This is a genomic window from Nonomuraea sp. NPDC048916 (assembly GCF_040649575.1).
GTDB lineage: Bacteria > Actinomycetota > Actinomycetes > Streptosporangiales > Streptosporangiaceae > Nonomuraea.
Genome location: NZ_JBEZFS010000018.1, coordinates 54,112 through 66,039, shown reverse-complemented (window position 1 = coordinate 66,039; position 11,928 = coordinate 54,112). Strand labels below are relative to the sequence as shown.

Genomic DNA, 11,928 nt, shown 5'->3' with positions numbered 1-11,928 from the left:
TTGTGGCAAAGCGGTCATATCCGGTAGGCATGGGTGCCGTGCGCGTCTATTTGGGCCTAGCCGCAAAGCGACAGGACATCCCGGCCCGTGTCCTCGATCGGGTTCGTGCCGCCGTCGAAACCACTTTCCCCGTGCCCGCCGAGGTGATCCGCGGCCGGGAGTGGCACGGCAGGGGCGTGTCCCTGTTCGGGTGGTCCAACGAGCCCGACGACTCTCGGCAGCCGCCCCTGATCTCCGAGGAGGGCGGCCGGGTCCTCGGGCTGAACGGTCATCTGGCCGATCCGGCCGACGCCCCGCGGCTGCCCGACGACACGGTGGGCGGCTGCTTCTCCGCCTGGATCGCCCGTGACGGCGAGCTCACCGCGAGCACCGCGATCAACCGGGTCTGCCCGGTCTTCCACGCCGAGACGCCCGATCTGTACGTCGTGGGCAGCCGCGCGCTGCTCGTGCACCTGGCGGCCCAGCCGGTGGACCGCATCGACCACGACGTCCGGGCCCTGCAGACGATGATCAGGCAGGGCTTCTTCCTGTCGGACGAGACCCCGTACCTGGGCGTGTCGGCGCTCCGTCCCAGCTCGCGGATCGACATCCGGGGCGGGAGCCGTACGATCACCGAGACCCCGCTGCCGGAGGCGGCGCCCGCGCCCACCTCGGCGCGGCGGAAGCGGGCGGCCATCGCCGAGCTGGGCGACGCGTTGCTGGCCACGGTCGCGCCGCTGCGCGAGGCCGGCGAGCCGGTCAATCTCGCGCTGACCGGCGGGCGCGACACCCGCATCCTGGCGGCGCTGCTGCACGCGGCGCGGGTGCCGTTCCGGGTGACGACGAACGGGCTCGACACACACCCCGATGTGATCCTCGCCCGGCAGATCGCGGCCAGGCTCAAGGTGGAGCACACGGTCATCGCGCCGCCGCAGACCGCGGCGAAGGACGCGGTGCTGGTGGAGCACCCGCTGAGCCGGGCGTGGGAGACGCTGCGCACGTGTGAGGGGATGACCTCGGCGTACGAGTCGATCGTGAGTTACCTGCCCTACTCCGGCAAACCGACCATGTCCGGGCAGAGCGGTGAGACCCTCCGGGCGGGCAGCCTCAACCTGCTCCAGACGGACCTCAGCGACAAGGCGCTGCTCCGCCGGATCAACAACACGTTCTACAAGGACGAGAAGCTGTTCACGGCCGAGGCGAACGAGCACGCGCGGGAGCTGGCCAAACCATGGCAGGCCCGTGCGAACCGGCTGGAAGCGCTGGACCATCTCTACATCTGGTACAAGGTGGGCCGCTGGCAGGCCAGCGCCAGGGCGGGCTCGCTGCGCCGGGGCGACCCGGTCCGGCCGTTCCTGGACAACCGGGTGGTGCGGGCGGCGTTGAGCCTGGACCAGGGCTGGCGGCTCTCCGAAGAAGTGATTTATTCGCTTATTTTGCGCTTTGCCCCGGAGCTACGGGATGTCCCGATCGAGGGGAAGCCGTGGCGGTTCGCGGAGAGAATGGCGGCACGCCGGCCGCGGTGGTTCGCGCGGACCCACACGCCGCCCGCGCACCTGCCGACGCCCAAGACCGGCGGCGGGTGGAGCTGGCGCACCAGCCCGGGCCCGGCGCTGACGGACGTGCTGCGCGAGCAGGTGCTCGGCGGCCTCGACGCGCTGACCCCGATCGTCAACCCGGACGAGGTGCGCGCCCTGTTCGCCGATCCCGTGGTCAAGAAGCCCGCCCTGGCCTGGCACCTCTACACGGTCAGCACACTGCTCACCGGCCTCTACCCCGGCAAGCAGCCCGAGGGCCTGGAGGCGATCAGCGTCTCCAGGCCGGGCGTCTGACCCGCGCCCGCCGCTCTCATCCCACCCCCTGTGCGGCGACCATGGCGGAGGAGGCGATCCCCAGCGCTTGGCCCCGCCGCTCAGGGGGACGATCCGGACGGACTCCGCGTTCGCATGGTGTCCCCCGCGGGCCCCGGTCACGCCTCGCAGGTCAGGCGTTCAGCAGTGCAGCAGGAGCATTTCGGCGGAGAAACCGGGACCGAGCGCGAGGAGCACCGCGGGCTCACCGCGGCGTTCGCGCGTCTGCTGGAGCACGTGCAGCACGGAGACCGACGACAGGTTGCCGTGCTCGCGCAGCGACCGGCGGGTCAGATGCGTGGCCTCGTCGGGCAGGTCCAGCGCCGCGGCGAGCGTGTCGATCATCTTGGGGCCGCCGGGATGGAAGATCCAGGACCCGACCTGGTCGGATGTCAGGCCGTAGTCGGCGAGGAAGGCCTTGACGTCTCCGCCGACCTTCCGCTCGACGAAGCCGGCCAGCCCGGCGTCGAGCACGACGCGGAAGCCGTGCTCGCCGACTTCCCAGCCCATCAGGTGCTCCGTGCCGGGGTAGAGCTTGCTGCGCGTGGCGACCACCTCCGGGCCGGGGCCGCGCCCCGTCGCCACGACCGCCGCCGCGCCGTCCCCGAACAGGGCGCCGGCGATGAGGTTCGCGACCGAGGTGTCGTCGCGTTGCACGGTCAGCGAGCAGAGCTCCACGCAGACCAGCATCGCCACGTGCTCCGGCCAGCCGCGCAGGTAGTCGTTGAGCCGGGACAGCCCCGCCACCCCCGCCGCGCAGCCCAGGCCGAACACCGGCACCCGCTTGACGTCGTCACGCAGCCCGGCGCGCTGGGCCAGCCTGGCGTCGAGCGAAGGGGTGGCGAGTCCGGTGGTGGAGCAGAACAGCAGGTGGTCCACCTTCTCCGGCGACAGGCCCGTTTTCTCCAGCGCCCCGCTGATCGCCCGTTCGCCCAGGTCCAGCGCCGCCTCCACATAGGCCTCGTTCGCGCGGGTGAAGGAATCGAGCTTGGCGTAGTCCTCCAGCCGGAGCGCCAGGTTGCGGCCTTCGACGCCGACGGCGGCGTGGAAGCGTTCAAGGAGGTCCCGGTCGGCCGCGGTCAACTGGGAGAACGCCTCGGTGATCTCCGCCTGCGCGTAGCGGTGATCGGGCAGAACGGTCTGTACCCCCGAAATGTGCATGCCTTCTCTCTGCCGCAGGGGACCGCGGGCTAACATGCGGCCATGCTCATGCCCGCGCGCCTGCCCACGATCGGCGTTCTGGCCTTCGACGGGATGGCGCCGTTCGAGCTCGGCTGCGTGGTGGAGATCTTCGGACTACCCCGGCCCGAGCTCGGCGTGCCCTGGTACAACCTCAGGGTCTGCGCCGAGACACCGGAGCCGCTCAGGGCGGTGGGCGGGTTCACCCTGCGGGCGGCACACGGGCTCGACGTGCTCGCCTCCTGCGACACGGTGATCGTGCCTGGGGTGGCCGACGTGCGCGGGCCGGTCTCCGAGGAGCTGATCCTCGCGCTGCGGGTGGCGCACGAGCGGGGCGCCCGGATGGTGTCGATCTGCTCGGGCGCGTTCGCGCTGGCCGCCGCCGGGCTGCTCGACGGGCGCGAGGCGACCACCCACTGGAAGCACGCCGACCTGCTCCAGCGGCGTTTCCCCGCCGTCTCGGTCAACGCCTCGGTCCTGTACGTGGACGGCGGCGACGTGCTGACCAGCGCGGGCAGCGCGGCCGGGCTCGACCTGCTGATCCATCTCGTACGCACCGACCACGGCCCCGGCGTGGCCAACGCGGTGGCCCGCCGGCTGGTCATCGCGCCGCATCGGGAGGGCGGTCAGGCGCAGTTCATCGAGGCCGCCGTGACGCCCGTGGACGACGACGACGCGGTGGCCAGGGCGATGGAGTGGGCCCTGGGCAACCTGGCCGGGCCGATCAGCGTCGGCGGCCTGGCGAGGGTGGCGCACATGTCGGAGCGCTCGTTCATCAGGCACTTCAAGCGGCAGACGGGCACCAGCCCGCTGCGGTGGGTGATCTCCCAGCGGGTGTCGGCCAGCCTGCCGATGCTGGAGTCCACGGCCGTGCCGGTGGAGGAGATCGCGGCGGCCGTGGGCTTCGACAGCCCGGTGACGTTCCGCCACCACTTCACGCGGGCGATGCGCACCTCGCCGTCCGCCTACCGCCGCGCCTTCGGCGGCTCCTCGCGCGGCCGCGAGCCCGCCCGCGTGCACGGCGACCGTCAGGCGTGACCGGCGCCCGCCTTCACGATCGCATCCGCCGCCGCGCCCGCGCCGCACCGGACCCGCCGATTCGCCGGGTCAGGGACGGGTCGTGGAGCGGGGGCCGGGGTCGAGGACGGCGTAGGCGTCGTGCACCCACTCGGTCAGCACGGGCCGGGTCCGCGCCGGGTCGATGATGTCCTCCACCAGGAAGGCCTCCGCCGTGCGGAACGGCGACCGGACCGACTCCAGGCGGGCCGCGATCTCGGCCTTGAGGGTCTCGGCCTGCGGCCCCGCCTCGGCGAGCATCCGCTGAAGGCCACCTCCAGCCCGCCCTCGATCGGCAGCGACCCCCAGTCGCCCGACGGCCAGGCGACGCGCAGGCCGTACCTGTGGTGGGGCCGGTGGGCGGCGCCCGCGACCCCGAAGACGCGGCGGACCAGCACCGAGGCCCAGGAAGGACCGCCACCGGCTGGTCGGTAGGTTAGTCGACCAGGGGACGAATGAGAACGGCGCCCACGCCTCCGGGACGCCGTTCGCGGGCCAGGCTCAGATGAGCACTCCCGGGTTGAGCACGCCCGCGGGGTCCAGGGCCCGCTTGGCCGCGCGGAGCGCGAGCGCGAACGGCTCGGGCCGCTGGCGGTCGTAGAAGGGCCGGTGGTCGCGGCCGACCGCGTGGTGGTGGGTGATCGTGCCGCCGTGACGCAGCAGGACCTCCGACACGCTCCGCTTGAGGTCGTCCCACTGCGCGACCTCCTCGCCCCGGATCGCGGGCGCCAGAACCGTGTAGTAGGGCGCGGGCCCGTCGGGGTAGGCGAAGGCCAGCCGGCAGCTCACCGCGATCTTCCCGCCGAACGTCCCCATGACGGCCTCGTGCAGCGCGGGGAACCGGTCCCAGGTGACGGCCGTCTCGAACGTCTCCGCGATCAGGCCGAGCCCCGGGTGGGCGTTGCGCAGATAGGGCATGCGGGTGAACGTGCCCTTCCACTCCCGATCCTGCCCCGCCCGACCGGACGCGCCGCCTCGCGGGCCGGTGGCCTCCCCTGCCGTGCCGGCGCTCCGGCCGGTGACCTCGCCGGCTTCGCCGCCGTGCCCGCCGGTGATCTCCAGGGCCCGTGCCAGCCACGCGTCGACCGGATGGTCGGCCGACTCGAACCCCACGATGAGCACGGCGTGCCGCCCGTCCCCTCCCGAGGCCAGCGCCGCCTCGCGGGCGTCGAGCAGCCGGCAGTTCGACGGATGGAGCCCCGACTGGGCGAGGTCGTGCACGGCCGCCACCGCCGCCTCCCACGCGAGGAAGCGCACCGGCACGGACACCTTGAAGGCGGGCCGTTCCTGCAACCGCACCCAGGCTCGGGTGATCACCCCGAGCGTGCCCTCCGACCCGAGCAGCCACCGGTCCGGCGAGGGCCCGGCCCCGGAACCGGGCAGCCGCCGCGACTCCCACACCCCGGCCGGGGTGATCGCCCGCACCGCCTCGACCAGGTCGTCGATGTGCGTGTGCAGGGTCGCGTAGTGCCCGCCCGCCCGGGTCGCGATCCACCCGCCCAGCGTGGAGAACTCGTACGACTGCGGGAAGAACCGCAGCCGCAGCTCTCCGGGCAGTTGCCCGTTCAGCCCGGGTCCCGAGGCGCCGGCCTCGACCAGTGCCGCCCGCGACACCTCGTCCACCTCCAGTACCCGGCGCATCCGGCCGAGGTCGAGACAGAGGGCGGGCCCGTCGAACCGCGCCTCCACCCCGCCCACGACGCTGGTGCCGCCGCCCCTCGGCACGACCGCCACCCGTTCGGCCGAGGCCCACGCGAGGACCCGCTCGACCTCGTCCTCGTCCCTCGGCCGGGCCACGAGGTCGGGCGCGTTGCCGAAGTCACCCCGGTAGGCCCTGACCAGGTCGCGGTAGGCCTGCCCGTAGGTGCGCGTCACCCGCTCGTACGGGCCGGCGGAGCAGAACTCCCGCAACGTCTCGGGGACGGGCACCCGTGGCGGCGCGAGCCGTACCCGCTCGAAGGGCACCGGCTCCTCCCACGCGGCCGGATCCCCGATCCCCGTGTGCGCGGCCGTCAGCCGCGCCAGCTCCCGTAACTCATTCGGATCCGGCTCGGGACCCCATGCCCAGTGGCTCTTCGTCATGGGTCGATTGTCAGGGTGAGAGCAGGTCGTAGTCGAAGGTGTAGGAGTGGGAGCCGTCGGGGGCGATGAGGATGTCCATCTCGCCGCGGAGCCCGCGCAGCTCGCCGGTGCCGGAGTCGGGCACGACCGTGACGCGCAGCCCCTGCGCGCCGCGGTCGCTGACGGCGTTGTGCTGGACGACGAAGCCGCCGGAACGGCCGTCGAGGGTGCCGTCGACGCGTTCCAGGGCCACGTACGACCGCGAGTCGGCCACCTCGGTCGTGGCCACGAGCATGGTGACGACGGACGTGGCGGTCAGGTCTCCGTGGAAGGTCTTGCGGAGGGTGACCTGGCCGAGCGAGACGCCGTCGCGGTCGTCGAAGGGCGGCAGGGCGTTCCAGTCGGCGGTGTCGAAGGTGCCTTTGGCTGTCATGGGTCCAGGGTGCCGGTCGTACCTGTCACCTCGTGTCAGGTACGGCCCGCCGCAGGAAGTCGTTGCCGAACGTACCCGCCGGGTCGTAGCGGCGGACCAGCTCGCGGAAGCGCTCCGGGCACGACGGCCACCGGGTGAAGAGCTTGCCCCAGTGCGGTCGCGGGTCGAAGGGCGCCAGGACGTCCTCGACCAGGGTGAGCACCGGCAGCACCGCCGCCCAGTCCTTGACCCAGGTGAAGTGGACGGCCACGCTGTCGCGGTCGCGGCAGGGGCTCATCCAGAGATCGTCGGCCGCGACCGTGCGCACCTCGGAGATCTGCAGGACCGGCCGGATCCGGTCGCCGGCGGCCGTCAGCGCGGCCAGCGCGTCGGTGGCGTGCTCCCTGGGCAGCAGGAACTCCGACTGCAGCTCGTCACCCGCGCTGCTCGGCGGGGAGTCGGCCCGGAAGTGCGGCAGCCGCTCATGCCAGGGGCCCGGCACGCCGAGCTGCTCGGTGCAACTGCCGGGCGGCATGCCGGGCACCGGGTGGCGCGGCCCGCCGGCCGGGCGGGTGCCGTACCAGTCGCCGGGAGGCAGCTCCGTGCGGCGTTTGAGCCAGACGCGGGTGGAGCTCCAGTCGGTGAAGAGGCTGACGCTGTGGCCGTCCGACATGACCTCCTCGAAGGGGAAGCCGGGCGGCAGGTCCTCGCGGACGTACTGGCGCAGCTCGAAGGCGGGCACGAGGTCGAGCGTGAGCGTCGTGACGACGCCGAGCGCCCCGAGCGCGACCACCGCGCCGGGGAAGTCGGCGTCGCCGCGCTCCAGGGTCGTCACCGAGCCGTCTGCGGTGACGAGCTCCAGCCCGGAGACCGCCGCCGAGAGGCTCCGGTTGGTGACGCCGGAGCCGTGGGTGCCCGTCGCGACCGACCCCGCGACCGAGATGTGCGGCAGCGACGCCAGGTTGGCCAGCGCGAGCCCGCGCGCGTGCAGGACGGGCGCGAGGCGCGCGTACGTCACGCTCGCGGCGACCCGCACCCGCGCCGCCGCGCTGTCGATCTCCACGGCCTGCGGCATGCGGTCCAGGGCCACCAGCACGCCCGGTGAGTCGGCGACCTCGTTGAAGGAGTGGCCGCTGCCCAGCGCCCGGACGGCGGGACTTCCGGCCACCAGCCGCCGGAGCTCGCCGAGCGAGGTGGGACGGTGCACCTCTCGAGCGCGGAAGGCGATGTTGCCCGCCCAGTTGGTCAGCACGCCCGGCGATCTTACGCCTCACCCGCACACGGCGACAGCCGCCTTGGCGGATAACCGTCCCCAGACCAGGGTCGCGAGCACGGACGGCCGAGAGATGCGGACGCACTCGTCGTATCGGGCAGGGTGCGCCGGTCGGATCACGTTCTCATGCCAGGGATCCCTAGAGCCCCTGGGCGAGGCGGTAGTAGGCCTGGTTCCAGCGCAGCTCCCGGGCGAACCGCCGGACGGTCGTGTCGGCGTCGATGACCAGCAGTTCCACGCCGAGCATGTCGGCCAGGTCGGTGAGCTCCTCGGCGCCGACGGCGGTGGACAGCACGGTGTGGTGCGGGGCGCCGGCGGTCAGCCACGCCTCGGTGCTGGTGCGCAGGCCGGGCCGGGGCCGCCAGACCGCCCGGGCCACGGGCAGGGCCGGCAGCGGCTGGGGCGGCGTCACGATGTCGATCTCGTTGGCCACCAGGCGGAACCGGTCGCCGAGGTCGGCCAGCCCCACCACGATCCCCGGGCCCGGCGCCGCGTCGAACACCAGCCTGACCGGGTCCTCCCGGCCGCCGATGCTGAGCGGGTGGATCTCGCAGGCCGGGACGGCCCCGGCGATCGAGGGGCAGACCTCCAGCATGTGCGCGCCGAGGATGAGCTCCTCCCCCGGGGTCAGGTGGTAGGTGTAGTCCTCCATGAACGAGGTGCCGCCGGGGGCCATCGACTTGAGCGTGCGCAGCAGCACCGAGGTCTTCCAGTCGCCCTCGCCGCCGAAGCCGTAGCCGTCGGCCATCAGCCGCTGCACGGCCAGGCCGGGCAACTGGCGCAGGCCGCCGAGGTCCTCGAAGTTCGTGGTGAACGCCCCGAATCCGCCGGCCTCCAGGAAGTGACGCAGGCCGAGTTCGATCCGGGCCGCGTAGCGCAGCGACTCGCGCCGCTCACCGAGCAGCTCGGGAGCCACCCGGTAGAGCTCCTCGTACTCCTTGACCAGCGCGTTCACGTCGGCGTCGGAGGCGGCGTCGACGACCTCGACCAACTCGTTGACGCCGTAGGTGTTGACCGAGACGCCGAAACGCAGCTGGGCCTCCACCTTGTCGCCCTCGGTGACGGCCACGTCGCGCATGTTGTCGCCGAACCGAGCGAGCTTCAGGGTGCGCACCTCGGCCAGGCCGGACGCCGCCCGCGCCCAGGCCAGGATGCGTTCGACCACGTAGGGGTCGCTGACGTGGCCCGCGACGGTCTTGCGGGCGACGCCGAGGCGGGTCTGGATGTGGCCGAACTCGCGGTCGCCGTGGGCGGCCTGGTTGAGATTCATGAAGTCCATGTCGATGGTGCTCCACGGCAGCTCCACGTTGGCCTGCGTGTGCAGGTGCAGCAGCGGCTTGCGCAGCGCGTCGAGCCCGGCGATCCACATCTTGGCCGGTGAGAACGTGTGCATCCAGGCGATCACCCCGGCGCACGAGTCGTCGGCGCTCGCCTCCAGCATGATCCGCCTGATCGCCGCCGCGTCGGTGAGCACCGGCTTCCACACCACGGGCACCGGCAGCGTCTCGGCGATCCGCCGCGACTGCTCGGCGACCTGGCGCAGCGTGTCCTCGCCGTACAGCCCCTGGCTGCCGGTCAGAAACCAGATGTTCAACGCGGGCTCCTCTGTCCGTAGACGTTCTGGTAGCGGTCGTACAGGCGGTCGATGTCGTCCCGCGCGAGGGGCAGCGGCTCGCCGAGCTGCCTGGCGACGTGCACGGTGCGGGCGACGTCCTCGCACATCACGGCGGCCTTCACGGCGGCGCGCGGGTCCGCGCCGATCGTGAACACGCCGTGGCTGCGCATCAGCACGGCCGGCGAGCGGTGGCCCCTGAGCGTGGCCACGATGCCCCGGCCTATGGAGTCGTCGCCGATCAGCGCGAACGGCCCGACGGGGATCTCGCCGCCGAACTCGTCGGCCATCGCGGTCAGCACGCACGGGATCGGCTCGCCCCGGGCTGCCCACGCGGAGGCGTAGGTCGAGTGGGTGTGCACGACGCCGCCCACCTCGGGCATCGCGCGGTAGACGTAGGCGTGCGCCGCGGTGTCGCTCGACGGCCGGTGCCCGCCCTCGACCAGGTTGCCGTCGAGGTCGCAGACGACCATGTTCTCCGGGGTCAGCTCGTCGTAGGAGACGCCGGAGGGCTTGATCACGAACAGGTCCTCGCCGGGGATCCGGCCGGAGACGTTCCCGGCGGTCCAGGCGACGAGCCCGTTGCGCACCAGCTCGGCGTGCAGCTCGCTGACGATCCTCCTCGTGCTCACGGCCTCACTCCGTTCGGCGGCTCGGTCGCGGAGCCGCGGGCCTCGTTCCGGATCGCGCGCAGGGCGTGCAGCATGCGCCCGTCCCCGAAGTGGTCGTGGAGTGCGCGGTACTCGGCGTAGAGCCGGTCGTAGGCGTCGGCGGCGCGCCCGTCGGGCAGGTAGGCGTTCTCCCGCCGGCGGCCCATGGCGGCGGCGGCCCGCTGGATGTCGTCGTAGGCCCCGGCGGCGACCGCCGCGTGGATGGCCGAGCCGAGCGCCGGGCCCTGCTCGGAGCCGATCAGCGACAGCGGGCGCCGCAGCACGTCGGCGTAGACCTGCATGAGGAAGGGGTTCTTCACCAGGCCGCCGGCCACGACGAACTCCTCCACGGGCACGCCCGCCGCCTCGAACGTCTCGACGATCACCCGCGTGCCGAACGCGGTGGCCTCGATGAGCGCCCGGTAGACGTCCTCGGGCCGGGTGCCGAGCGTCTGGCCGACGATCACGCCGGACAGGTCGTGGTCGACCAGCACCGAGCGGTTGCCGTTGTGCCAGTCGAGCGCGACCAGGCCGTGCGCGCCGACGGGTTGCGCGGCGGCCAGCTCGGCCAGCAGGTCGTGCACGGACTGGCCGCGCTGCCGTGCCCGGCCGGTGTAGGAGGCGGGCACGGAGTTGTCGACGAACCAGGCGAAGATGTCGCCCACCCCCGACTGGCCGGCCTCGTAGCCCCACAGCCCCGGCACGATCCCGTCGCGTACGACGCCGCACATGCCGGGCACCTCGGCCAGCCGGTCGGAGGACATCACATGGCAGGTGGAGGTGCCCATGATGGCGACCATCTGGCCGGGCCGGACCGCGTCGGCGGCGGCCGAGGTGACGTGCGCGTCGACGTTGCCGACCGCGACGGCGATGCCCTCGGGGAGTTTGGTCCATCCGGCGGCCTCGGGGGTCAGCCGCCCGGCCAGGCCACCCAGCGAGGATAGATCGTGCCCTAACTTGTCGATAAATCCCGCAAAGTCGGGATTCAGCGCGGCAAGGAAGTCCGCAGAGGGATAGGACCCATCCTGAAAAATCCCCTTGTAACCGGCAGTGCACACGTTGCGGGTCTCCACGCCGGTGAGCTGCCAGATGATCCAGTCGGCCGCCTCGATCCACCGCTCCGCCCTGGCGTAGACCTCGGGGTCCTCCTCCAGAACCTGCAGGCCCTTGGCGAACTCCCACTCCGAGGAGATCTTCCCGCCGTACCTGGGCAGCCACGGCTCCCCGCGTTCGGCCGCCAGCGCGTTGATCCGGTCGGCGTGCGCCTGCGCGGCGTGGTGCTTCCACAGCTTCGGCCAGGCGTGCGGGCGCTCGGGCGTCTCGAAGCACAGCGGCGTGCCGTCGGCCCTGGCCGGCAGCACGGTGCAGGCGGTGAAGTCGGTGCCCAGCCCGATGACGCGGGACGGGTCGATCCCGGCCGCCGCCACCGCCTCCGGCACGGCCGTGCGCAGCACGTCGAGCCAGTCCCGCGGCGACTGCAGCGCCCAGTCGGGCCCCAGCCGCACCCCGTCGCCGGGCAGCCGGTCCTCGATCACCCGATGGGCGAACTCGTGCACCGCCGTGCCGGCCTCGGCCCCGTCGGAGACGCGCACCACCACGGCACGCCCCGACAGCGTCCCGAAGTCGACGCCGATCACATAACTGTCCGCGTTAGCGTTCACACACTCTCCCAGGCTTGGTACGGCTGCGCCGTACGGACGATCAGGTACGGCGCCGCGCCGAGAACACCACCGCAACCGGCCATCGCCAGGGCGGTGAGCCGGGCGAGCACGAGCGTCGAGATCCTGTTCAACACGTGGGGGGTTCCTTTCTATGTGAGCGCTAACATAGACGCCGTGCCGGCATCCCCGCCGCCG

The 11,928-nt window shown here is 72.7% G+C and carries 11 protein-coding genes; 2 read left to right on the top strand and 9 right to left on the bottom strand.

The features are described from left to right. The first annotated feature begins 131 nt into the window (after nt 1–131). Nucleotides 132–1,811: an asparagine synthase-related protein gene (locus AB0C16_RS21295; RefSeq protein ID WP_357685391.1), complete on the top strand. Its 1,680-nt coding sequence runs from the start codon at nt 132–134 to the stop codon at nt 1,809–1,811. A gap of 159 nt (nt 1,812–1,970) precedes the next feature. Here AB0C16_RS21295 and AB0C16_RS21290 read toward each other — a convergent pair whose 3' ends face one another. Continuing rightward, nucleotides 1,971–2,990 (bottom strand): 3-oxoacyl-[acyl-carrier-protein] synthase III C-terminal domain-containing protein, encoded by a 1,020-nt coding sequence (locus AB0C16_RS21290; protein WP_357685389.1) that lies wholly within the window; start codon nt 2,988–2,990, stop codon nt 1,971–1,973. A 42-nt stretch (nt 2,991–3,032) separates the two neighbouring features. On the opposite strand from AB0C16_RS21290, the gene AB0C16_RS21285 reads away from it, so the two are divergent. After that, the gene (locus AB0C16_RS21285; protein WP_357685387.1) at nt 3,033–4,046 is read left to right on the top strand and encodes a helix-turn-helix domain-containing protein; all 1,014 of its coding nucleotides are present in this window, start codon (nt 3,033–3,035) and stop codon (nt 4,044–4,046) included. A gap of 69 nt (nt 4,047–4,115) precedes the next feature. On the opposite strand, the gene AB0C16_RS21280 is transcribed toward AB0C16_RS21285, so the two are convergent. The 8 genes from AB0C16_RS21280 to AB0C16_RS21245 all read right to left on the bottom strand — a co-directional run bounded on the left by AB0C16_RS21280 (nt 4,116) and on the right by AB0C16_RS21245 (nt 11,867). Further along, nucleotides 4,116–4,325 (bottom strand): hypothetical protein, encoded by a 210-nt coding sequence (locus AB0C16_RS21280; RefSeq protein ID WP_357685385.1) that lies wholly within the window; start codon nt 4,323–4,325, stop codon nt 4,116–4,118. A gap of 240 nt (nt 4,326–4,565) precedes the next feature. Continuing rightward, nucleotides 4,566–6,146 carry an FAD-binding oxidoreductase gene (locus tag AB0C16_RS21275; protein ID WP_357685383.1) on the bottom strand — a complete coding sequence of 527 codons (1,581 nt, stop codon included), beginning with the start codon at nt 6,144–6,146 and terminating at the stop codon, nt 4,566–4,568. 10 nt (nt 6,147–6,156) lie between these two features. Continuing rightward, the gene (locus AB0C16_RS21270; protein ID WP_357685381.1) at nt 6,157–6,558 is read right to left on the bottom strand and encodes a DUF3224 domain-containing protein; all 402 of its coding nucleotides are present in this window, start codon (nt 6,556–6,558) and stop codon (nt 6,157–6,159) included. A 25-nt stretch (nt 6,559–6,583) separates the two neighbouring features. Beyond that, on the bottom strand, nt 6,584–7,789 hold the full coding sequence (locus tag AB0C16_RS21265) for an FAD-binding protein (protein ID WP_357685379.1): 1,206 nt from the start codon (nt 7,787–7,789) through the stop codon (nt 6,584–6,586). Nucleotides 7,790–7,949: 160 nt separating this feature from the next. Continuing rightward, on the bottom strand, nt 7,950–9,404 hold the full coding sequence (araA, locus tag AB0C16_RS21260; protein ID WP_357685377.1) for an L-arabinose isomerase: 1,455 nt from the start codon (nt 9,402–9,404) through the stop codon (nt 7,950–7,952). Further along, the gene (locus AB0C16_RS21255; RefSeq protein ID WP_357685375.1) at nt 9,401–10,054 is read right to left on the bottom strand and encodes an L-ribulose-5-phosphate 4-epimerase; all 654 of its coding nucleotides are present in this window, start codon (nt 10,052–10,054) and stop codon (nt 9,401–9,403) included. The genes araA and AB0C16_RS21255 overlap by 4 nt, the downstream gene beginning before the upstream one ends. Next, nucleotides 10,051–11,733, bottom strand: coding sequence for a ribulokinase (araB, locus tag AB0C16_RS21250; protein ID WP_357685374.1), 1,683 nt, complete (start codon nt 11,731–11,733; stop codon nt 10,051–10,053). The genes AB0C16_RS21255 and araB overlap by 4 nt, the downstream gene beginning before the upstream one ends. Then, nucleotides 11,730–11,867 carry a hypothetical protein gene (locus AB0C16_RS21245; protein ID WP_357685372.1) on the bottom strand — a complete coding sequence of 46 codons (138 nt, stop codon included), beginning with the start codon at nt 11,865–11,867 and terminating at the stop codon, nt 11,730–11,732. The genes araB and AB0C16_RS21245 overlap by 4 nt, the downstream gene beginning before the upstream one ends. Between the last annotated feature and the right edge of the window lie 61 nt (nt 11,868–11,928).

What these genes read in the sequence shown, in the direction of transcription:
- AB0C16_RS21280 (WP_357685385.1), bottom strand. Translation starts at nt 4,325, where the DNA reads ATGCTCGCCGAGGCGGGGCCGCAGGCCGAGACCCTCAAGGCCGAGATC.
- AB0C16_RS21270 (WP_357685381.1), bottom strand. Translation starts at nt 6,558, where the DNA reads ATGACAGCCAAAGGCACCTTCGACACCGCCGACTGGAACGCCCTGCCG.
- AB0C16_RS21275 (WP_357685383.1), bottom strand. Translation starts at nt 6,146, where the DNA reads ATGACGAAGAGCCACTGGGCATGGGGTCCCGAGCCGGATCCGAATGAG.
- AB0C16_RS21290 (WP_357685389.1), bottom strand. Translation starts at nt 2,990, where the DNA reads ATGCACATTTCGGGGGTACAGACCGTTCTGCCCGATCACCGCTACGCG.
- AB0C16_RS21285 (WP_357685387.1), top strand. Translation starts at nt 3,033, where the DNA reads ATGCTCATGCCCGCGCGCCTGCCCACGATCGGCGTTCTGGCCTTCGAC.